19 protein-coding genes and 1 tRNA gene are annotated in these 20,622 nt (G+C 68.6%); 10 read left to right on the forward strand and 10 right to left on the reverse strand.

Annotation, left to right across the window (positions count from 1 at the left end; all coding sequences use genetic code 11):
• The first annotated feature begins 75 nt into the window (after positions 1–75).
• From mgrA to LTH96_RS13300, 6 genes are all read left to right on the forward strand, one after another.
• On the forward strand, positions 76–1,113 hold the full coding sequence (mgrA, locus tag LTH96_RS07280; RefSeq protein ID WP_241465043.1) for an L-glyceraldehyde 3-phosphate reductase: 1,038 nt from the start codon (positions 76–78) through the stop codon (positions 1,111–1,113).
• A gap of 177 nt (positions 1,114–1,290) precedes the next feature.
• Positions 1,291–1,367 (forward strand) — tRNA-Pro (locus LTH96_RS07285).
• A gap of 233 nt (positions 1,368–1,600) precedes the next feature.
• Positions 1,601–2,605 carry an ATP-binding cassette domain-containing protein gene (locus tag LTH96_RS07290; RefSeq protein WP_241465044.1) on the forward strand — a complete coding sequence of 335 codons (1,005 nt, stop codon included), beginning with the start codon at positions 1,601–1,603 and terminating at the stop codon, positions 2,603–2,605.
• Positions 2,602–3,417 (forward strand): ABC transporter permease, encoded by an 816-nt coding sequence (locus LTH96_RS07295; protein WP_241465045.1) that lies wholly within the window; start codon positions 2,602–2,604, stop codon positions 3,415–3,417. The genes LTH96_RS07290 and LTH96_RS07295 overlap by 4 nt, the downstream gene beginning before the upstream one ends.
• 47 nt (positions 3,418–3,464) lie before the next feature.
• Positions 3,465–4,010 carry an acyl-CoA thioesterase gene (locus LTH96_RS07300; RefSeq protein WP_370644408.1) on the forward strand — a complete coding sequence of 182 codons (546 nt, stop codon included), beginning with the start codon at positions 3,465–3,467 and terminating at the stop codon, positions 4,008–4,010.
• A 99-nt stretch (positions 4,011–4,109) separates the two neighbouring features.
• On the forward strand, positions 4,110–5,282 hold the full coding sequence (locus LTH96_RS13300) for a serine hydrolase (RefSeq protein WP_241465046.1): 1,173 nt from the start codon (positions 4,110–4,112) through the stop codon (positions 5,280–5,282).
• A gap of 68 nt (positions 5,283–5,350) precedes the next feature.
• Here LTH96_RS13300 and der read toward each other — a convergent pair whose 3' ends face one another.
• The 9 genes from der to LTH96_RS07350 form a co-directional block, all read right to left on the reverse strand.
• The gene (der, locus tag LTH96_RS07310; protein WP_241465113.1) at positions 5,351–6,838 is read right to left on the reverse strand and encodes a ribosome biogenesis GTPase Der; all 1,488 of its coding nucleotides are present in this window, start codon (positions 6,836–6,838) and stop codon (positions 5,351–5,353) included.
• Positions 6,839–6,881: 43 nt separating this feature from the next.
• Positions 6,882–7,613 (reverse strand): (d)CMP kinase, encoded by a 732-nt coding sequence (cmk, locus tag LTH96_RS07315; protein ID WP_241465047.1) that lies wholly within the window; start codon positions 7,611–7,613, stop codon positions 6,882–6,884.
• The gene (locus LTH96_RS07320) at positions 7,592–8,758 is read right to left on the reverse strand and encodes a prephenate dehydrogenase (RefSeq protein ID WP_241465048.1); all 1,167 of its coding nucleotides are present in this window, start codon (positions 8,756–8,758) and stop codon (positions 7,592–7,594) included. The genes cmk and LTH96_RS07320 overlap by 22 nt, the downstream gene beginning before the upstream one ends.
• A complete protein-coding gene (locus LTH96_RS07325; protein ID WP_241465049.1) occupies positions 8,755–9,738 on the reverse strand; it encodes a pseudouridine synthase in 984 nt (327 codons plus the stop codon). Before LTH96_RS07325 ends, LTH96_RS07320 begins: the two co-directional genes overlap by 4 nt.
• Before the next feature lie 40 nt (positions 9,739–9,778).
• Positions 9,779–10,354 carry an SMC-Scp complex subunit ScpB gene (gene scpB / locus LTH96_RS07330; RefSeq protein WP_241465050.1) on the reverse strand — a complete coding sequence of 192 codons (576 nt, stop codon included), beginning with the start codon at positions 10,352–10,354 and terminating at the stop codon, positions 9,779–9,781.
• A complete protein-coding gene (locus LTH96_RS07335) occupies positions 10,347–11,324 on the reverse strand; it encodes a ScpA family protein (RefSeq protein ID WP_241465051.1) in 978 nt (325 codons plus the stop codon). The genes scpB and LTH96_RS07335 overlap by 8 nt, the downstream gene beginning before the upstream one ends.
• Positions 11,324–12,160 carry a ParA family protein gene (locus LTH96_RS07340; RefSeq protein ID WP_241465114.1) on the reverse strand — a complete coding sequence of 279 codons (837 nt, stop codon included), beginning with the start codon at positions 12,158–12,160 and terminating at the stop codon, positions 11,324–11,326. Before LTH96_RS07340 ends, LTH96_RS07335 begins: the two co-directional genes overlap by 1 nt.
• 236 nt (positions 12,161–12,396) lie before the next feature.
• Complete coding sequence (locus tag LTH96_RS07345) at positions 12,397–13,032, reverse strand: trimeric intracellular cation channel family protein (RefSeq protein WP_241465052.1); 636 nt, start codon at positions 13,030–13,032, stop codon at positions 12,397–12,399.
• Between the two features lie 105 nt (positions 13,033–13,137).
• Entirely contained in the window at positions 13,138–15,057 is a 1,920-nt protein-coding gene (locus tag LTH96_RS07350) for an AMP-binding protein (RefSeq protein ID WP_241465053.1), read from the reverse strand.
• A gap of 156 nt (positions 15,058–15,213) precedes the next feature.
• On the opposite strand from LTH96_RS07350, the gene LTH96_RS07355 reads away from it, so the two are divergent.
• Genes LTH96_RS07355 through LTH96_RS07370 form a run of 4 tightly spaced genes read left to right on the forward strand, consistent with a single transcriptional unit; the run spans position 15,214 to position 19,538 of the window.
• Positions 15,214–15,939 carry a GntR family transcriptional regulator gene (locus LTH96_RS07355; protein ID WP_241465054.1) on the forward strand — a complete coding sequence of 242 codons (726 nt, stop codon included), beginning with the start codon at positions 15,214–15,216 and terminating at the stop codon, positions 15,937–15,939.
• Entirely contained in the window at positions 15,936–17,453 is a 1,518-nt protein-coding gene (locus tag LTH96_RS07360) for an MmgE/PrpD family protein (RefSeq protein ID WP_241465055.1), read from the forward strand. Before LTH96_RS07355 ends, LTH96_RS07360 begins: the two co-directional genes overlap by 4 nt.
• A gap of 3 nt (positions 17,454–17,456) precedes the next feature.
• Complete coding sequence (gene prpB, locus LTH96_RS07365; protein ID WP_241465056.1) at positions 17,457–18,374, forward strand: methylisocitrate lyase; 918 nt, start codon at positions 17,457–17,459, stop codon at positions 18,372–18,374.
• Between the two features lie 30 nt (positions 18,375–18,404).
• Entirely contained in the window at positions 18,405–19,538 is a 1,134-nt protein-coding gene (locus LTH96_RS07370; RefSeq protein ID WP_241465057.1) for a bifunctional 2-methylcitrate synthase/citrate synthase, read from the forward strand.
• A gap of 40 nt (positions 19,539–19,578) precedes the next feature.
• Here the strand turns inward: LTH96_RS07370 and LTH96_RS07375 are convergent, their stop codons facing one another.
• Positions 19,579–20,622 carry a site-specific tyrosine recombinase XerD gene (locus tag LTH96_RS07375; RefSeq protein WP_241465058.1) on the reverse strand — a complete coding sequence of 348 codons (1,044 nt, stop codon included), beginning with the start codon at positions 20,620–20,622 and terminating at the stop codon, positions 19,579–19,581.

The following is a 20,622-nucleotide window of genomic DNA, read 5'->3' on the forward strand; positions in this document are numbered from 1 at the left end:
GAGCGGGTGGGCCTGACCCGATGTTCTGAACACGGGCGTTTCTGATCACTGACACTCTGATCTCCAGGAGCCACCATGTACGTTCCCGCTGAAGACCGCTACGACAATGCGGAATACCGCCGCGTAGGCCGCTCCGGCCTGGTGCTGCCGCCGCTCTCCCTGGGGCTCTGGCACAACTTCGGCGACGACTTCGCCCTGCAGAACCAGCGCGAGATCATCCACCTGGCCTTCGACCACGGCATCACCCACTTCGACCTGGCCAACAACTATGGGCCTCCCCCAGGGTCGGCGGAGATCAACTTCGGGCGGATCCTGCGCGAGGACTTCGCCGGGCTGCGCGATGAGCTGATCATCTCCACCAAGGCCGGGTGGACCATGTGGCCCGGCCCCTACGGCGGTCCCACCGGCAGCCGCAAGCACCTGCTCTCCAGCCTGGACCAGTCGTTGAGCCGGATGGGCCTGGACCACGTGGACATCTTCTACTCCCACCGCCCCGATGCCGACACCCCTTTGGAAGAGACCATGTCCGCGCTGGACACGGCGGTACGATCCGGCAAGGCGCTCTACGCCGGGATCTCCTCCTACTCCGCTCAAGACACGATCAAGGCCGCGGCGATCCTGAAGGATCTGGGCACCCCGCTGCTGATCCACCAGCCCTCCTACTCGATGCTCAACCGCTGGATCGAGACCGAGGGTCTGCTCGATGCGGTCGAAGAGGTCGGTGCGGGGGTCATCGGCTTCAGCGCACTCGCGCAGGGCATGCTGACCGACAAGTACCTCGACGGGGTCCCCTCCGACTCGCGCGCGGCGACCAAGGGCTCGTTCCGCGACGACTTCCTCACCGAGGAGAACCTCGGGCACATCCGGGCGCTCAACGAGATCGCCTCCGCGCGGGGACAGAGCCTCGCGCAGATGGCGCTGGCCTGGGCGCTTCGCGATGACCGCGTGAGCTCCCTGGTGATCGGCGCCAGCCGGCCCGAACAGCTCAAGAGCAACCTGGCCGCGCTGGACCAGCGCTCCTTCACCAGGGAAGAACTGGACGCCGTCGATGAGCACGCCGTCGACGCCGGCATCGACATCTGGGGCTCGGCCCGCCGGAGCACCCAGAACTGATCCTGGTGCGGCGCGAGGGGTGTGCTCGGCGGGTGGTGCGGCGGATGCTTCCGCGCTCCACCCGCCGCACCACCCGATGAACCCGCTCCCTCGCCCGCCGCTTCACCCGATGCGACCATGAGCCAGATCATGCGGTAGACTTTCCTGGTGCTTCCGGCGAGTTTGTTGGAAGAATTTCGGGCTATAGCGCAGCTTGGTAGCGCGTCCGTCTGGGGGACGGAAGGTCGTGGGTTCAAATCCCGCTAGCCCGACCAGAGAAAGAGAAAGCCTCAAACCATTGAATTGGTTTGAGGCTTTCTCTTTTGTTCGCCCTACCAGAGTTTCGGCGGTGGACACGATCCGTGGACCCCGGCGGGCGTCCAGTTCGACGGATATTGCCCTGCTTTGATCGTCGCTCCTATTCTGAGTCCCTTCAGCGGTTCGCGTGCCGAGCGCAGACAGAAGAGACCCCCGGCACTTCCCCATTCGCACCCACAAGGGAGCAGGCATGTCGCCGAGCCAGATTGCAATCAGCGCGGACGGTGTGGAACGGCGTTTCGGTGACCTTATAGCCGTCGACGGCGTCAGCCTTGAGGTTGAGGCTGGGGAGATCTACGGATTCCTCGGACCGAACGGGGCTGGGAAGTCCACGCTGACCCGCATCCTCTGCACCCTGCTCACGCCCTCCGCGGGTCACGCCACCGTGGCCGGATACGACGTCGAATCACAGCCCGGCGAGGTCCGGCTCCGCGCCGGGGTGGCCCTGCAGGAGGCCGCTCTGGATGACAAACAGACCGGAGCCGAGATGCTCGCCCTCCAGGGCAGGTTCTACGGACTCTCGGGGAAGGCCACCAAGGCCCGGGTGGCTCAGCTGACCACACTCGTGGACATCGGGTCCGCGCTGGATCGGCGCATCGGGACCTATTCCGGCGGGATGAAGCGTCGCCTGGATCTCGCGCTGGCTCTGGTCCATGACCCTGAGGTTCTCTTCCTGGACGAGCCCACCACCGGACTGGACCCCGTAAGCCGGGCAAAGGTCTGGCAGGAGGTCCGGAGGCTCAACCGGGAGCTGGGGATGACGGTCTTCCTCACCACGCAGTACCTCGAGGAGGCCGACGAGCTGGCAGACCGGGTGGGCATCATCAGCAAGGGCCGGCTGGTTGCCGAAGGAACTCCGGCCCAGCTCAAACGGAGCATCGGCACCGACGTCGTGATCGTCACGGTCACCGGGGATGCGCGGATCGCCGGGCAGGCCCTGAAGTCGCTGGACGTGGTGGAACGCATCGAGGCCAACGGGCCGACACTGACTCTGAGCGTCTCCGACGGCCCCTCAGCGATCAGCCCGATCGCCGTCGCCCTCGCCCAGGTACCCGACACGGAGGTCATCGAGCTGTCCCTGCGTCGACCATCCCTCGATGATGTCTTCCTCTCCGTGACTGGGGAACACATCACCGATTCCAGTGCGTTCATGGCCAGCGCCTCCGCGCCGCAGAATCCCCAGGAGCCCCAGTGAACTCGTCCACCACCACGACCGAGCGCCCCGCCACCAGGATCCGACCAAAGAGCGCGGGGTTCCTGCGAGACCTCGGCTCCGTCGCCTACAGGGCTCTGCGCGCAATTCCCCGAGACCCCGCTGCCGTCATCCCGGCCCTGATCATCCCGCTGTTCTTCTTCGTTGTGAACATCGGAGCACTGGAATCGGTGGCAGAAGGAATCGGCGTGGCCGACTTCCGGGCGTTCCAACTTCCGGTGGCGATCGTCTTCGCCGTCACGGGCGTCTCGCGGGCGAGCGACCTGGTGACCGATATCAGCAGCGGCTACTTCGACCGGCTGCTGCTCACGCCGATGAGTCGCTCGGCCCTGCTGCTGGGACTGATGGTCGCGGATCTGGTGCTGGTGATGGCGCTGTGCGTGCCGGTGTTGATCCTGGGATTCTTCGTCGGCGTCGAGTTCGCCACGGGAATCTCCGGCGTCGTCGCCTTCGTCATCATCGGGGGGCTCTGGGGCCTTGCGTTCACGGGCTTCCCCTATGCCATCGCGCTGCGCACGGGAAGCCCGGCCGCGGTGAACTCCTCCTTCCTGCTGTTCTTCCCCTTCGCCTTCCTCACCACGTCCTTTCTTCCGCAGGAGGCGCTGACCGGGTGGCTCGCAGCGATCGCTGACTACAACCCGATCACCTATCTGCTCGCCGCACTGAGGTCCCTGCTCTCCGAAGGCTGGGTCTGGGCAGACCTCTGGCCTGGCCTGTTGGCGATCGGCATCGTGGGGGCGGTGAGCTTCACGCTGGCCTTCGGCGCGCTGCGCGGCCGCGTCTCCCGCGGCTGAACAACACTCCCCTTCCCCAGTGAGGCACTCGGGTTAAGCTGGCCAGCATGACCGTGCCTTCCCGCGACGCCGCCGCGACCCAGAGTGCCACCGCGATCCCCAGCACCAGCGACACCTCCCACCGCGTCAACCCACGCCTGCGGACCCTGGTGCCGCTGCGCTGGGGCGATATGGACGCCTACGGCCACATCAACAACGTGGAGGTGCTGCGGCTGCTCGAAGAGGCGCGCATCCGCGCCTTCGGGTCGCCGGCCCATACGGGCAGCCCCGTCGGGGAGCCGCTGGCCCCGCTGTTCAACGAGCTTCCTCAGGATGCGCAGGCGCTCGTCGTCGAACACCGGGTGCGGTACCTGGCGAGTCTGGAGTACCGGGATGTCCCCGCCCAGATCGACGTCTGGGTGACCCAGCTCAAGGGCGCGGGGCTCACCCTGGCCTATGAGGTCCGCGACGGCGTGGACGGCACGCGATGCGTGATCGCCGAGACCCAGCTGGCCTTCTTCGACACGGGCTCCAACACGCTGCTGCGACTGACTCCGCAGCAGCGTGCAAAGGCCGCGGCGCACCAGGATGAATCCCCTTTCCGCACACCCTGACCCGGCATCCCGCACCGTCTGCATGGACGTCATGATGGGGCTGGTTTGCCGAATCGCGACCTGCGCGAACCATTGAACTCCCAGATCAGCTGATGATGCGTGGACACGATCAAACCCATGCTTCCTCGCGAGAACCTTCCCCATCGCGGACCGGGAGGCAGACCCGCTCGGCACGGCTTCGCGTACCGCGCCCTCGGGCTTGCCACTGCCGCACTCCTGATGACCGCCTGCAGCCCCGCCGTCTTCCACCCTGTCTCCACCCAGGACGCCGGGTCCAGTGCCGCGCCCAGCTCCGCGCACGAGCAGCATAAGCAGGAGCTCGTCGCGGAGGAGGAGCGGCTCGCGAGTGGACAGGCCGAGGCGGAGGCCCAGCGGCAGCGCCTGGAGGATGAGACCGACGAAGAGGAATCAGCCGACGCCGAGGATCCGGTGGAGGATGAAGACCAGGCAGAAGCCGAAGCCCCTGACGAGGAGGATCTCCGGGCGGTGCCCGCTCCGGACGAATCGACTCCAGAAGACCCAGACTCAGAAGACTCAGATGCAGCCCCGGAAGACCCCGAGCAGTCCCAGCCTGCGACACCGGCGGACACCCCCAGCTTCACCGGTGATCTCGACAGCTATCTGGACGAGCTCGTCGCCTTCCACCCCGGGGACATCTCGATCAGCGTCGCCGAGCTGGGCGGCCAGGGGCGGACCGGATCGTCCGCAGGTGCGGAGTCCCGGGTCAGCGCCAGCACCTATAAGGTCTACGTCGCCTACGGGATCCTCAGCCGGGTCGAGTCCGGTGAGATGGACTGGGATGACCCGATCGAGGGCGGACGCGATCGCGCCACCTGCTTCGCCGACATGATCTCGGTCAGCGACAACCCCTGTGCCGACGCTTTCCGCGGGGAGCTCGGCTGGGAAGGCCTGCGTGACATCGCCGCCGATACCGGAGGCCCGGCCACGGACTTCATCCCGGCCTACGCACGCAGCTCGGCCAATGACCTCACCGCATTCATGACCCGGTTGGAGTCCGGCTCGCTGGACATCAGCGCTGAGGGCCGTTCGCGTCTGCTGGACGCGCTGGAGTCCAACATCTTCCGCGACGGCATCGACGCGGGCAGCGCCGGGTCGGTGCTGAACAAGGTGGGCTTCATCGACGGCTACCTCAACGACACCGGCATCGTGCGGCACCCGGAGGGCACCTACGTGCTGAGTATCATGTCCGATGGGTCGGACTGGGACTCGATCAGCACCCTCACCAGAGACGTCGAGGCCGCCCTGTACTGAGAGTTGCAGTATTGGGCGACCTCGAGGTGTGGCCAGCCGGTCCGGCCTGCTGGGCCGGACCAGGATGTCTACTTGCGCTTGCGCTTCTCGCGCACGCGCATCGAGACCTCGATCGGCGAGCCGGTGAAGTCGAAGGTCTCACGCAGCCGGCGGGTGATGTAGCGCCGGTAGCCCGGATCCAGGAACCCGGTGGTGAAGAGCACGAAGCGCGGGGGCTTGGTGGAGGGCTGGGTGGCGAAGAGGATCCTGGGCTGCTTGCCGCCGCGGACCGGGTGCGGGTGGGCCGCGACCAGTTCCCCGAGGAAGGCGTTGAGCCGTCCGGTGGAGATGCGCCGTCCCCAGCTGGTCAGCGCGGTGTCCAGGGCCGGTGCGAGCTTGGCCTTGTGCCAGCCGGTCAGTGCGGAGACGTTGACCCGCGGGGCCCAGGCGATGTGCGCCAGGTCCCGGGTGACTTCGCGCTCGAGGTAGTAGCGGCGCTCCTCATCCATCAGGTCCCATTTGTTGTAGGCCACCACCAGGGCGCGGCCGGAGTCCACGGCCATCTGGATGATGCGCACATCCTGCTCCGAGACGGGCTCCTCCACCGAGAGCAGCACGACAGCGACCTCGGCCTTGTCCAGGGCGCGCTGGGTGCGCAGCATCGCATAATACTCAGACCCCGACGCCATGTGCTGACGACGCCGGATCCCGGCGGTGTCCACGAAGCGCCAGGTCTGTCCGCCGAGTTCGATGAACTCATCGACCGGGTCCATCGTGGTGCCGGCCACGGCGTCCACGACCACGCGCTCGGAGCCTGCCAGCTTGTTCAGCAGCGAGGACTTGCCCACATTCGGGCGTCCCACCAGGGCCACCCGGCGCGGACCGCCGGTGGGGATCATTCCGCCGTGCTCGGCGAACTCGGGCAGCGCCTTCACGGCGGCGTCGAGCAGGTCGCCGGTGCCGGTGCCGTGCAGCGCCGAGACCGGGTAGGGCTCGCCGAGTCCGAGGTTCCACAGGCCGTAGACCTCGCTCATGTGCGAGGGGGCGTCGACCTTGTTGGCGACCAGCAGCACCGGCTTCTTCTTGCGCCGCAGCATCCGCACCACGGCCTCGTCCACGGCGGTGGCGCCGACGAGTCCGTCGACGACGAAGATCACGGCGTCGGCCTCGTCCACGGCCATCTCGGCCTGTTCCGCCACCCGCTTGTGCATCCCGCGGGCGTCCTGCTCCCAGCCTCCGGTGTCCACCAGGGTGAAGTCTTTGCCGTTCCACTCCGCGTCATAGGACACGCGGTCGCGGGTCACGCCGGGCACGTCTTCGACCACGGCCTCTTTGGAGCGGGTGATCCGGTTGACCAGCGTGGACTTGCCCACGTTGGGGCGCCCGATCACAGCCAGCGCCGGTGGGGCGGCGACGTAGGGCTCGTAGTCCTCGTCGTCCTCGTCATAGTCGAGGACGGCGGCGTCCTCCTCGGCCAGCTCGTAGTCGGAGAGTCCCGCGCGCAGCGCGGCGGCGCGCGCGGCGGCCTCCTCCTCGGTGATGGCGGCCAGCCGTTCGGCCAGTCGATCGTCCTCCACGGCCGGAATGTATTCCGGGGAGTCGGAGGGAAAGGTGTCAGCGTTATTCGCCACGGGATGCTCCTGCAGATGGGATCGAGAGTGGTTCGGCGGAGACCTGTTCCACGCGCTGGATCAGCGCGTCGATGGTCTCCTGAAAGGTCAGGTCCGAGGAGTCCAGCACGGCGACGCCGTCGGCTGCCTCGGTGAAGTTCGACGCGGTGGAGTCGCGGGCGTCGCGGTCGATCACCTGGCGGCGCAGCGACTCGGCGGTCTCGGTGCCTCCCAGCTGCAGGCCGCGGCGACGCAGCCTGGCCTCGGCGGAGGCGGTGAGCAGCACGCGCACCTGCGCGTCGGGAGCCACCACGGTGGTGATGTCGCGGCCCTCGGCCACGATGAAGCCGGCGTTGTCGATGATCCTGCGCTGGGCGGCGATCAGCAGCGCGCGGGCCGCTCGGTTGGTCGCGATCTCGGAGACCCGCTCGGAGATCCGGGTCTCTCGGATCGCCGCGGTGACGTCGCTCTGCCCCACGGCGATGATCTGGTGCGCGGGGTCGGTGGAGATCGTCAGCGGCACCTCCTCCACGGCCAGGGCGACGGCCTGCTCATCGGCGAGGTCCACTCCCTGAGCCAGGCAGTACCAGGTGGCGGCGCGGTACATCGCCCCGGTGTCCAGATACGCGGCGCCGAGCTGGCTGGCGACGGCGCGGCAGACGCTGGACTTTCCGGACCCTGAGGGTCCGTCCACCGCAATGATCAGGCGCTGTCCTTGACTCACGAGAGCACTACCTTCCATCCAAATTCAGTCATGGCTTCGGCGAGCTCGTCACGCCGTCCGGGAAGCACGGAGAGCTCCACCATGCCGACCTGGTGGCCGGCGGAGTGCTCCATGCGCAGGTCTTCGACGTTGACCCCGACCGTGGCCACGTCGTTGAGCACCGCGGCGATCTGTCCCGGCTTGTCGTCGACGATCACGGTGAGCACCGCGAAGGACTGCGGCGGGGCGCCGTGCTTGCCGGGCACCCGGGTGACCCCGGAGTTGCCCTCGGCGATGAGCTGGGCGATGTCGGCCTGCCCGCCCGGGGCCCGCGGCTCCTCCAGGGTGCTGATCAGCCGTTCCATGTCCTGGCGCAGCCCGTAGAGGATCTCCACCACCGGCCGGGCGTTGGAGGAGAGGATCTGCACCCACAGTCCAGGGTCGGAGGCGGCGATCCGGGTCACGTCGCGCAGCCCGTTGCCGGCCAGCGCCAGGGCCGAGACCGGCGCGTCCTGCAGCCGGGAGGCCACCAGCGAGGCGGCGATCTGGGGCAGGTGCGAGATCAGCGCCACGGATTCGTCGTGGCGCACGGGGTTCATGTGGTGCACGGTGGCGCCGAGTCGACGTCCCACCTCCCCGGCCCATTCCACGGCCTCACGTGCCGAGAGCTGGTCTCCGGTGTTCGGGTCCACCGCGGGGCAGATGACCCAGGGCATGGAGGTGAAGAGCTCGCCGCGGGCGGCCACGGGGCCGGACTTCTCCCGGCCCGCCATCGGGTGTGTGCCCACATAGCGGGTCAGGTCGGCCCGGGTGAGCGCGGCGTCGTCGTCCTCGGTGAGGTTCAGCAGGCCGTCAAGGATCTCGGCCTTGGTGGAGGCGATGTCGAGCACGACGGCGTCGGGATACCGCACCAGCGCGGCCGCCACCTCCACGGTGGTGGCCTCCGGGGGTGCCGCGACGATGACGATCTCCGGGGTGGTCTCCGCGGGGGCCTTCTCAAGGATGGTGCCTGCGCCGATGTCGGCGGCGATGGCCTGGGCGGTGGCGGAGGGGTCGGAGAGCAGCACCTGGTGGCCGTCGGCGCGCAGCCCTAGCCCGATGCTGGCGCCGAGCAGTCCGGTGCCTCGGATGAGCACGGTGGGGGTCTGGCGCACGCTGGTCGGGGTGGCGGTCAAGAGGTTCATCGCGCTCCGCCGTCGCGGCTGGTCGTGTCGCTGGCAGCCGGGTCGTCGCGGCTGGTCAGGTCGAGCAGGTGGCCCAGCTCCAGCCGGCCCAGCGGGCGCACGGTGCCCTGCTGCTGGTCCCCGATGGTGATCTCGCCCAGGGCGGTGCGCACCAGGCGCAGCACCGGGTGTCCGACGTGGTCGAAGATGCGGCGCACGATCCGGTTGCGTCCTGAGTGCAGGGTCACCTGGATCATGGTGCGGCGGCCATCGCTGCCCAGCTGCCGATAGTCATCCACGGCGATGGGCCCGTCCTCGAGCTCGATGCCGGCGCGCAGCTTCTTGCCCACCTCTTTGTACACCGGTCCGGCGACCTCGACCACGTAGGTCTTGGGCACCTCGTAGGAGGGGTGGGTGAGCTTGTTGGCCAGCTCGCCGTCGTTGGTGAGCAGCAGCAGGCCCTCGGTCTCGGCGTCGAGGCGGCCCACGTGGAAGAGCCTGGCGGCCTTCATCTCCTCGGTGAGGTAGTCGTTGATGCAGGGCCGGCCGTGCGGATCGGACATCGTGGTGACCACGCCGGTGGGCTTGTTGAACATCACGTACTGGTGTTCGACGCTGAGCTGGATGCGCACGCCGTCGACATGGATGGTGACGTCGTCGGGCTGCACGCGGATGCCGGGTTCGATGATGACCTTGCCGTCCACCGACACCCGACCCTCGGCGATCAGCGCCTCACAGACCCGTCGGGAGGCGACGCCGGCCTGGGCGAGCACCTTCTGCAGCCGCACACCCTCGGGGTCATGGACTGCCGCGAAGTTCTCCTCGGCCTCGTCACGGCGGGGCTTGGCCCGGCTCGGACCGGTGGAGATCATCCGCTGGGGGTCCTCGGAGGAGAAGGGCCCCCCGGACTGACCGGCCTTCGGGGTGCGTGCTGCGGTGGCAGCGCGTGGCTCCCGCCGCTGCGCCTCGCGCGCGCGGCGGTCTGGGCCCGAAGATTTCATGATCTCCATTCTATGGGGAGTGTCCAATCCTTCCGGCCACTCAGCTTTCCGGGCCCAGCTCTCCGGCTGCTTCGATGCCCGGCAGGTGTGGGGAGAGCTGTGGAAGCTCCTGCACCGAGTTGATCCCGAGGCGTTCCAGCAGGTCCGCGGTGGTGACATACAGGGTGGCTCCGGTGAGCGGATCGGTGCCGGCGGTGTCGACCAGACCGCGGTGGACCAGGGTGCGCACCACGCCGTCGACGTTGACCCCGCGGATGGCGGCGACCTGGGAGCGGGCCACCGGCTGCCGGTAGGCGATCACGGCCAGGGTCTCCAGCGCGGCCTGGGAGAGCCGGGTGGTCGCGCCGCCGAGGACGAAGGCGGAGACCTGCTCGGCGTAGTCGGCGCGGGAGTAGTAGCGGTATCCCCCGGCGATCTCACGCAGCTCATAGCCGCGGCGCCGGGAGCCCTCGCTGATCCCGTCGATGTCCAGGCGCAGCGCATCGAGCACCGTGATGACCTGGTGCTCGGGGATCTCCAGGACCTGGGCCAGCTCCAGCGCGGAGACCGGCTCCTCGATGATCATCAGCACGGCCTCGGCGGCGGCGAGCAGGTCCTCGCTGATCCGCTCAGCCATGATCAGTATCCTCCTTCTCGGGCGCGGGGGTGTCGGGCGAGGAGATGTCGGGCGCAGGGGTGTCTACCCCGGTGCCGGCCGGATCGGCCCATTCGGCGGCCGCGCGGTCCAGCGCCGCGATCTCACCGCTGGCAGGACCGGACCAGATGACTCGCAGCTCCCCCAGCGGCGCATCCTGTTCGAACGCGACGTCGCGGTCGCGGTAAAGCTCCAGCAGACCGAGAAACCGCACGACGACGACGAGCCGGCTCTCGGCCTCGCGGACCAGTTCGGTGAAGCTGGCCGCGCCGGCCTCGCGCAGCGCAGCGGTCATCACCGCCATCTCGGTCCGGATGTCCACCGCGTGGGAGTGCAGGTGCTCGAACCTGATGTGGTCCGGTTCCATCGCCGGACGGGCGAAGGCGCGCTCGGCGATGGTCTTCAGGTCCGCCGGGGTGGTCTTGAAGACCAGCTCGGGCAGCAGCTGGGCCAGCTCGGGGTGGGTGCCGGGCTGGCGCGGGAAGCGGTCCGAGTGCTCCTGGATCTGCTCGGCGATGTGCCCGGCGATGTGTTTGAACGCCCGGTACTGCAGCAGTCGGGCGAAGAGCAGGTCGCGGGCCTCCAGGGCGGCGAGGTCCTCCTCGGACTCGACCTCGCCCCCGGGCAGCAGCTGCGCGGCCTTGAGGTCCAGCAGGGTGGCGGCGATCAGGATGAAGTTCGAGGACTCGTCCAACGCCTGGTGGTGCGAGAGGCCTCGGACATAGCTGATGAACTCGTCGGTGACCGCGGAGATCGCCACCGCGGTGACGTCCATCTCGCGCTTGGCGATCAGGCCGAGCAGCAGGTCGAAGGGGCCGTCGAAGTTCGCCAGCGAGACCGTGAATCCGGTCGCTGTGGGGGAATCGTGCCGGGCGTCTGCCTCGAGGCTCTCGAGGTTCGCGGCGGCGTCGGCATGCTGAAGCGCCGCGGCGCCGGCTGCCGGGTGCGCCACTAGGGCGATCCACCTCGGAGGATCAGTTCGCGGGCCAGCTGGCGGTAGGCCTTGGCGCCCTCGTGCTTGTGCGCGTAGGCGGTGATCGGTTCCGCGGCCACGGTGGCGTCGGGGAACTTCACCGAGCGTTTGATGACGGTCTCGAAGACCTTGTCGCCGAAGGCCTCGACGATCCTGGCGATGACCTCGCGGGCGTGCAGGGTGCGCAGATCGACCATGGTGACCACCACGCCGTCGATCTCCAGGTCCGGATTCAACCGGTCCTGGACCTTCTCGATGGTGTCGACCAGCAGCGCCACGGCGCGCAGCGCGAAGTACTCGGCCTCCAGCGGGATGACGACGCCGTGGGCGGCGGTGAGCGCGTTGACGGTGAGCAGCCCCAGCGAGGGCTGGCAGTCGATGATGATGACGTCGTAGTCGTTCCGGACCTGGCGCAGCGCGCGGTCCAGGACCTGTTCGCGGGCCACCTCGTTGACCAGCTGCACCTCCGCGGCGGAGAGGTCGATGTTCGCCGGCAGCAGGTCGATGTTCTCCACGTGGGTGGAGACGATGGCGTCGCGGGTCTTGACCTCACGCTCCATGAGCACGTTGTAGACCGTGGTCTCCAGCTCATGCGGGCTGGTGCCGAAGCCGGCGGAGAGTGCGCCCTGCGGGTCGAAGTCCACCATCAGCACGCGGCGGCCGTATTCGGCGAGCGCGGCGCCCAGGTTGATCGCGGAGGTGGTCTTGCCGACTCCGCCCTTCTGGTTGACCATGGCGATGACTCGCGCGGGGCCGTGGCTGCTCAGCGGCGCGGGTTCGGCGAAGTCATGCTTCGGCCGGCCCGTGGGGCCCATGATCGCGTCGCCGTAGATGGTGAAGAGTTCGGTCGGCTGATCGCTGTGCGACGCGTTGACCTCCCGGTCAGGCGTTTCGCCCATCCGGGCACCCGGCTCGCTCACGTGATCCCTCAACTTCCTCCTGCGGACAACAACTTATCCAGGTTACCCCGTGTCCTCATCGAGGCAAGATGTGCAGGCCAAGTAGCACTCGAAGGTTCGCCTCGCCATCGCGTCAGGCTCGGGCGGCAGGGTCAGGCTGCGGCGCTGCCGCTGGACCGGCGTCCGGCCAGCGGCACTCGCCAGCCGCGCTTGAGCGAGATCATGCGCAGCGTGAAGACCAGGCAGGAGACCACGAGTCCCGCCCAGATCAGCGGCAGCTCGAGGCTCAGCACGATCACGATGAGCCCCGCGCCGAACATCGCCGGCACCGCATAGACGCCGCGCGGGTTGAAGATCTGTGGGGTCTCGTTGGCCACCACGTCGCGCATCGCACCGCCGCCCACCGCGGTGGTCACCCCGAGCAGGACGCAGGCGATCTCATTGAGCCCGGCGTTGAACGCGATGACCGTGCCGGTGAGGCAGAACAGCGAGAGTCCGACGGCGTCGAAGACCAGCAGCGTCCGGCGCAGCCGGGTCTCATGGAGCAGCCCGGTGAGCACCAGGATCACTGCCACCAGCACCGGGGCCAGGTAGATCGGCTGCAGGAAGGCGGCCGGGGGTCCTTCGCCGATGATGATGTCCCGGGTGACGCCGCCGCCGAGTCCGGCCATGGAGGCCAGCAGCAGCGAGCCCACCACGTCGAAGCCCTTGCGGGCGGCGAGCAGCGCCCCGGAGACGGCGAAGGCGAAGGTGCCCAGCAGCTCGACGGCCAACAGCGCGAGGTCCATCGCTCTCCCCCTGCGTCAGCCGGGGAGCAGCTGCGCGCGACACGTCCGCGGCGCGCTGGCGCCGCGGAGACTTGTGCGGCGCGCGGTCGCGCGCCGCCGACAAGCCTACCGCTGGGGTCGCAGCACCGGGATCAGGTCATCGAGCACCGAGGCGTCCTCGATGGTGGAGGGCACCCGCGCCTGCTCGCCGTCGGCGATCTGGCGCATGGTCTTGCGCAGGATCTTGCCCGACCGGGTCTTCGGCAGCGCGGCGACCACCGCGACGGTCTTGAAGTCCGCCACCGGTCCGATGTCTCGGCGCACCAGGGCGGTCAGCTCCGCCTGCAGCGTCTTCGGGTCGTCCTCTCGTCCAGCCTTGAGCACCACGAATCCCGAGGCGCGCTGACCCTTGAGCTCGTCCTGCAGTCCGATCACCGCGCATTCGGCCACTGCCGGGTGGGAGGCGACCACGGCTTCGATGGAACCGGCCGAGAGCCGATGACCGGCCACGTTGATCACGTCATCGGTGCGGCCCATCACGAAGAGGTAGCCGTCCTGATCCAGGTAGCCGGAGTCCCCGGTGGCGTAGAACCCGGGGAAGGCGTCGAGATACGAATCGATGTAGCGCTGGTCGTCGCCCCAGAGGGTGGGCAGGGTGCCCGGGGGCATGGGCAGTCGCAGCGCGATGTTGCCCTCCTCCCCCGCCGGGAGCTCCTCCCCGGTCGCGTCGAGGATCACCACGTCGTAGCCGGCCATCGGCAGCGTGGCGGAACCTTCCTTGACCTCCAGCGCCTCGATCCCCACCGGGTTGGCCGCGATCGGCCAGCCGGTCTCGGTCTGCCACCAGTTGTCGATCACCGGCACCTGCAGGGCGTCGGTGATCCAGCGCTGGGTGACCGGGTCGAGCCGCTCCCCGGCGGCGTAGAGGTGACGCAGCGAGGAGATGTCGTAGTCGCCGACCAGCGCGGCCTCCGGGTCGGTCTTGCGGATCGCGCGCAGCGCCGTGGGTGCGGTGAACAGCGCGGTGATCCGGTGCTGCTGGATCATCCGCCAGAAGGCGCCCGCATCAGGGGTGCCGACCGGTTTGCCCTCGTAGAGCACGGTGGTCGCTCCGACCAGCAGCGGTCCATAGACGATGAAGGAGTGCCCGACCACCCAGCCGACGTCGGAGGCGGTGAACATGGTCTCCCCCGGGCCGACGTCGTAGATCGCCTGCATCGACCAGCTCAGCGCGACGGCGGTGCCTCCCTGGTCACGGACCACGCCCTTGGGCCGGCCGGTGGTCCCGGAGGTGTAGAGGATGTAGAGCGGGTCGGTGGCGCGCACCGTGACCGGGGCTGCGGGCGCAGCCTGGGCTGACCGGGAGGACCAGTCGTGCCATTGCGCAGTCACACTCGTCTCTGCGTCCGCGGCGACCTCTTCGAGGCTGTGGGCGAAGCCCTCGCGCTCCTGGACCACCACGTGGCGGACGTCGTGGGTGGCCAGGCGCAGCGCCTCGGCCACGGTTGGCAGGTACTCCACCTTGCGGGTGGGTTCGATGCCTCCGGTGGCGGTGAGCACGACGTCGGGGGACGCGTCGTCGATGCGCGAGGCCAGCTCCTTTGCGGCGAAGCCGCCGAAGACCACCGAGTGCACCGCTCCGATCCGGGCGCAGGCGAGCATCGCGATGGGCGCCTGCGGGATCATCGGCAGGTAGATGATGACCCGGTCTCCGGCACCCACGCCGAGTTCGGTCAGCATTCCGGCACACCGGGCCACCTCGGCGGTGAGCTCGGCGTAGCTGTAGCTCTGGACGGCCCCGGTCACGGCGGAGTCATAGATCAGCGCGGTCTGCTCCCCACGGCCGGCCTCGACGTGGCGGTCCAGGCAGTTGTAGCTCAGGTTCAGCTCCGCCTCGGGAAACCAGCGGTAGATCGGGGCCGCCGAGTCGTCGAGTGCGCGCTCCGGCGCGCGGTCCCAGTGGATCTGCTCGGCGGCGGCGAGCCAGAACTCCTCACGCTGGGCCAGTGATCGTGCGTGCAGCTCGCGGTAGGACGTACCGGTCATGGGAGTGCTCCTGCTCATCGGCGTGGACGCGTGACACATCCAAGGATATGAGCTGGATCACAGAAGGTAAAGCCCTATGTATACATAGTTGACTAGATAGTGGAATATTCTGCCGAAAGACTCCACAGAGCACCCCTCGTTGTATACACTCAAATCATGCGTGCCAGTGACCGTGCCTACGACACCCTGCGGCAGGAGATCCTCGACGGGGTGCTGACCCCGGGGACCCTGCTCGGCGAGGTCGATCAGGCCGAACGGCTGGGCCTCTCCCGCACCCCGCTGCGCGAGGCGCTGTCCCGCTTGATCGCCGACGGGCTCGCCGATCAGACCAAGGGGCGCGGCACGCTGGTCAGCTCCATCTCCGCGGCCGACGTCGACCTGCTCTTCGAGCTCCGCCTCCCGCTGGAGGTCCAGTCGGCGCGGCTGGCCGCCGAGCGCGGAGACCCCCGCCGGTTCAGCGCGCTCGCGGAACGCTTCAGCGCGGCGGAGAAGATCCTGCGGTCGCGAGAGCGCCAGCGGGACCACACCCAGGACCATGCCGAGGAGGACGAGCACTATTACGCCCTCACCGAGGAGCTCGATGAGGCGGTCTCCGACGCCGTGGCCAATCCCTATCTGAGCCACTCGCTGCGCAGCATGCGCGCCCACCTGGTCCGCGCCCGCCGGCTGGCTCAGCATGAGCCCGAGCGGCTCGCGGCCTCAGCCCGCGAACACCGCGAGGTCTGCACCGCCATCGCGTCCGGAGACGCCGAGACCGCCGGTGCCGCGATGCTGATCCATCTGCGCCGCAGCCTCGCCTACATCACCGCCCAGCACGAGACAGCCCAGTCCGCACAGCAGCACCGAAGCCTGACTCCCAATCGAGAGGAACCACCAGCATGATCAGCCACAACGTACGGGTCTACCGCAGCGACGAGAACCTTCCCCGACAGGACCAGCTCGCCTGGAAGATCGCCCAGGTCGCCGTCGACCCGGTGGAAGTGGACGCGGAGGTCACCGAGATGGTGATCAACCGCATCATCGACAACGCGGCTGTGGCGGTGGCCTCGCTGAACCGCGCCCCGATCATCGCCGCCCGCGCCCAGGCGCTGGACCATTCGGTCTCCGCAAACGGCTCCGGCGCCTCGATCTTCGGCATCGAGACCAAGTCCAGTCCCGAATGGGCGGCCTGGGCCAACGGCGTCGCGGTCCGCGAGCTGGACTACCACGACACCTTCCTGGCCGCGGAGTACTCCCACCCCGGGGACAACATCCCTGCCGTGCTGGCAGCGGCACAGCACACCGGAGCCTCCGGGGCCGAGCTGATCCGCGGCATCGCCACCGGCTACGAGATCCAGGTGGACCTGGTCAAGGCGATCTCGCTGCACAAGCACAAGATCGACCACGTGGCCCACCTCGGCCCCTCGGCGGCCGCAGGCATCGGCACCCTGCTCGACCTGGATGCCGAGACGATCTTCCAGGCCGTGGGCCAGGCGCTGCACACCACCACCGCCACCCGGCAGTCCCGCAAGGGCGAGATCTCCACCTGGAAGGCCCACGCCCCGGCCTTCGCCGCGAAGATGGCAGTCGAAGCAGTGGACCGGGCGATGCGCGGACAGACCTCGCCGGTGCCCATCTATGAAGGTGAGGACGGCGTCATCGCCTGGATGCTCGACGGGCCCAGCGCCTCCTACGACGTTCCGCTGCCGGCCAGCGGGGAGCCCAAGCGGGCGATCCTGGACACCTATACCAAGGAGCACTCGGCGGAGTACCAGGCGCAGGCCTGGATCGACCTCGCCCGCCGGCTGCACCACGCGCACCCGCAGGTCACCGATCCCGCGCTGGTGGAGTCGGTGCTGATCCGCACCAGCCACCACACCCATTACGTGATCGGCTCGGGGGCGAACGACCCGCAGAAGTATGACCCCACCGCCTCCCGCGAGACGCTGGATCACTCCATCCCGTATATCTTCACCGTGGCGCTGCAGGACGGCGCCTGGCACCACGTGGACTCCTACACCCCCGAGCGCGCGCAGCGCGAGGACACCGTCGCGCTGTGGCACAAGGTCACCACCGAGGAGGATCCGGAGTGGACCCGGCGCTATCACTCCACCGACATCGCCGAGAAGGCCTTCGGCGGGTCCGTGGAGATCCGGCTGCACGACGGCGAGGTGATCACCGATGAGATCGCCGTCGCCGACGCCCACCCGCTGGGTGCGCGGCCCTTCTCCCGAGAGCAGTACATCGCCAAGTTCCGCACCCTGGCGGACGGGGTCATCGCCGACGCGGAGATCGAAAGGTTCCTCGGCGCGGTCGAGGCCCTGGAGACGCTGGCCTCCGGTGAGCTCGATCAGCTCAACGTCTTCGCGGCCACCGGGGTCATCGATCCGGCCGCGGCACCGAAGGGACTGTTCTAGGCCATGCTCTACTCCACCATCACCCCCGCGCAGAAGCGCCTCGACCTGCGCGCCATGCTGACCCCCGGGGCGGCGCGCCAGTTCCCGGGCACCTTCACCCCGCTCTCGGCTCCGTTGATCGAGCAGAAGGGCTTCGACGGGATCTACATCTCCGGCGCAGTGCTGGCCAACGAGCTGGGTCTGCCCGACATCGGGCTGACCACGCTGAGCGAGGTCGCCCAGCGGGCGGGCCAGATCGCGCGGGCGACCAATCTGCCGGCCCTGGTCGACGCCGACACCGGATTCGGCGAACCGATGAACGTGGCACGCTCGGTCCAGGAGCTCGAGGACGCCGGGCTCGCGGGCTGCCACATCGAGGACCAGTTCAACCCCAAGCGCTGCGGCCACCTGGATGGGAAGAACCTGGTGGACCTGCAGACCGCCACCCAGCGGGTGGCCGCAGCCGCTCGCGGAAGACGAGACGAGAACTTCCTGATCATGGCGCGCACCGACCTGCGCGCAGTCGAAGGTCTTGACGCCGCGATCGAGCGGGCCAAGGCCCTGGTCGACGCCGGGGCCGACGCGATCTTCCCCGAGGCGATGAAGGACCTCAGCGAGTTCGCCGCCGTCTGCGCGGCTGTGGATGTGCCGGTGCTGGCCAACATGACCGAGTTCGGCAAGTCTCCGCTGTTCTCCCGCGAGGAGCTGGCCGAGACCGGCGTCGCCATGGTGATCTATCCGGTGACCTCGCTGCGCTCCGCCATGGGCGCGATCGAGCGCACCCTGGACGTGTTGGCCGCCGAAGGTTCCCAGCAGGGCGCGGTGGATCAGATGATGACCCGGGCACGGCTCTACGAACTGGTCGACTATGAGGCGTACAACGCCTTCGACACCGGAATCTTCAACTTCGATGTCCCCGACGTGCACGGCAAGAACTCTTAAAGACCCCGCAATGACCTGAGGAGGTCACTCATGACCGAGCAGATCTATAAGGGACTGGCTGGTGTGGTCGCCGATCACACCGCCGTCTCGAAGGTGAACCCCGAATCCAACTCGCTGCTCTACCGGGGATACCCGGTCCAGGAGCTGGCCGCGAAGCTCTCCTTCGAGGAGGTGGCGCTGCTGCTCTGGAACGGCGAACTGCCCAGCACGGGCGAGAAGGACGAGTTCCGCGCCTTCGAGCGGTCCCACCGCGCCCTGGACCCTCGGGTCAGGGCAGCCATCGACCTGCTGCCGCTGGACTGCCACCCGATGGATGTCGGGCGCACCGCGGTGTCGGTGCTCGGCGCGAACCACCCGCTCTCGGAAGACTCCTCCCCTGAGGCGGAGCTGACCAAGGCCAAGGAGCTCTTCGCCGCATTCCCCGCCGTGGTCGCCTATGACCAGCGCCGGCGTCGTGGGCTGGAGCTCGTCGAGCCCCGCGAGGATCTGGACTATTCGCAGAACTTCCTCTGGATGACCTTCGGCGAGGAGGCCCCCGAGGAGGTGGTCGACGCCTTCCGGGTCTCGATGGTGCTCTACGCCGAGCACTCCTTCAACGCGTCCACGTTCACCGCCCGGGTGGTGACCTCCACGCTGGCAGACCTGCACTCGGCGGTCACCGCGGCGATCGGCGCGCTGAAGGGTCCGCTGCACGGCGGTGCCAATGAAGCGGTGATGCACACCTTTGAGGAGATCGGCATCGACACAGCCGAGACCCGCGAGGACGCCGCCGCCCGCGCCAAGGCGTGGATGGAGCAGGCTCTGGCCGAGAAGCGCAAGGTGATGGGCTTCGGCCACCGGGTGTACAAGTCCGGTGATTCCCGGGTGCCGACCATGAAGCAGGCCCTGGACGCGATGGTCGAGTACTACGGCCGCGGTGAGCTGATGGGGCTCTACGACGGGCTCGAGGCGGCGATGGGCGAGGCCAAGAACATCCTGCCGAACCTGGACTATCCCGCCGGGCCGACCTATCACCTGATGGGCTTCGACACCGAGATGTTCACCCCGCTGTTCATCGCCGCACGGATCACCGGCTGGACGGCGCATATCGCCGAGCAGCGCGCCGACAATGCGCTGATCCGCCCGCTGAGCGCCTATAACGGTCCGGACGAGCGCCACCTCTGATCCTACGCCCGCCTGCGAGCGGCTCCTGCGGGCGCTCCCCCTAGCGCGCCCGCGGGTGGGCGGTGGCGTAGCTCTCCTGCAGCGCCTCGGCGGTGACCTTGGTATAGATCTGGGTGGTGGTCACCGATGCGTGCCCCAGCATCTCCTGGACCAGCCGGATCCCGGCGCCGCCCTCGAGCAGGTGGGTGGCGCAGGAGTGGCGCAGCGTGTGTGGGGAGACCTCCTGGGTGATCTCGGCGGCGGCCGCGTGGGTCTGCAGCACGGTCCAGGCCGACTGCCGGGAGAGTCTGCCGCCGAGCTTGTTCAAGAACAGAGCCGGCGACGGCGCGCGCCGCCCGATCCGCGCGGCCAGGCCAGGACGACCCGCGGTGAGGTAGTCGTTGATCGCCTGCTGGGCATAGCGCCCCACCGGGACCATCCGCTGCTTGTCGCCCTTGCCGGTCACCCGCACGATCACCAGCCCGTCCGTCGTCGCGTCCGCGAGGCCGGACGGGGCGGCGCGGACCTCGTGGATGTCATCGACGTCCAGGCTCACCGCCTCGGTGATCCGGGCTCCGGTGGCGTAGAGGAACTCCAGCAGCGCCCGGTCGCGGCGGCCGAGCTCGGTGTCACGGCTCGGCGCGTCGAGCAGCCGTGACACCTCGTCAACGCTGAGCGCCTTGGGCAGGGACTGGCGCGGCTTGGGTGCCGCGACATGCTTGGCCGGGTCGTGGGTGGTCCGGCCCTCCCCCGCCCAGTACCGATGCGCCCCGCGCACCGAGGCCAGCACCCGGGCCATCGAACGCTGGGACAGTGCCGATCCGCCGTCGTCGCCGGTGCTCAGCCGGTGCAGGAAATCAGCGATCAGGGTCTCATCGATCATGGGCAGCGCGGTGATCCGGCGCTCGAGCAGGAACGCGCCGTAGCGCAGCAGGTCATTGCGGTAGGAGCTCAGCGTGTTCGCCGCGGAGCCGCGCTCGATCCGCAGATGGGTGAGGTAGTCCTCGATCTCCGCGCCCACAGACGAGGACGGCACCTCCGCGCGTCGCTGGAGGTGCCGTTCCCGGGCCTGATCAGGAGCGGTGGACCCGTCCTGGGCGGGCAT

This window comes from Nesterenkonia sp. LB17, assembly GCF_022565915.1.
Classification (GTDB): Bacteria; Actinomycetota; Actinomycetes; order Actinomycetales; family Micrococcaceae; genus Nesterenkonia.

What these genes read in the sequence shown, in the direction of transcription:
- mgrA (WP_241465043.1), top strand. Translation starts at nt 76, where the DNA reads ATGTACGTTCCCGCTGAAGACCGCTACGACAATGCGGAATACCGCCGC.
- LTH96_RS07290 (WP_241465044.1), top strand. Translation starts at nt 1,601, where the DNA reads ATGTCGCCGAGCCAGATTGCAATCAGCGCGGACGGTGTGGAACGGCGT.
- LTH96_RS07300 (WP_370644408.1), top strand. Translation starts at nt 3,465, where the DNA reads ATGACCGTGCCTTCCCGCGACGCCGCCGCGACCCAGAGTGCCACCGCG.
- cmk (WP_241465047.1), bottom strand. Translation starts at nt 7,613, where the DNA reads ATGGAAGGTAGTGCTCTCGTGAGTCAAGGACAGCGCCTGATCATTGCG.
- LTH96_RS07320 (WP_241465048.1), bottom strand. Translation starts at nt 8,758, where the DNA reads ATGAACCTCTTGACCGCCACCCCGACCAGCGTGCGCCAGACCCCCACC.
- LTH96_RS07325 (WP_241465049.1), bottom strand. Translation starts at nt 9,738, where the DNA reads ATGAAATCTTCGGGCCCAGACCGCCGCGCGCGCGAGGCGCAGCGGCGG.
- scpB (WP_241465050.1), bottom strand. Translation starts at nt 10,354, where the DNA reads ATGGCTGAGCGGATCAGCGAGGACCTGCTCGCCGCCGCCGAGGCCGTG.
- LTH96_RS07340 (WP_241465114.1), bottom strand. Translation starts at nt 12,160, where the DNA reads ATGGGCCCCACGGGCCGGCCGAAGCATGACTTCGCCGAACCCGCGCCG.
- LTH96_RS07345 (WP_241465052.1), bottom strand. Translation starts at nt 13,032, where the DNA reads ATGGACCTCGCGCTGTTGGCCGTCGAGCTGCTGGGCACCTTCGCCTTC.
- LTH96_RS07350 (WP_241465053.1), bottom strand. Translation starts at nt 15,057, where the DNA reads ATGACCGGTACGTCCTACCGCGAGCTGCACGCACGATCACTGGCCCAG.
- LTH96_RS07355 (WP_241465054.1), top strand. Translation starts at nt 15,214, where the DNA reads ATGCGTGCCAGTGACCGTGCCTACGACACCCTGCGGCAGGAGATCCTC.
- LTH96_RS07360 (WP_241465055.1), top strand. Translation starts at nt 15,936, where the DNA reads ATGATCAGCCACAACGTACGGGTCTACCGCAGCGACGAGAACCTTCCC.
- prpB (WP_241465056.1), top strand. Translation starts at nt 17,457, where the DNA reads ATGCTCTACTCCACCATCACCCCCGCGCAGAAGCGCCTCGACCTGCGC.
- LTH96_RS07370 (WP_241465057.1), top strand. Translation starts at nt 18,405, where the DNA reads ATGACCGAGCAGATCTATAAGGGACTGGCTGGTGTGGTCGCCGATCAC.
- LTH96_RS07375 (WP_241465058.1), bottom strand. Translation starts at nt 20,622, where the DNA reads ATGCCCGCCCAGGACGGGTCCACCGCTCCTGATCAGGCCCGGGAACGG.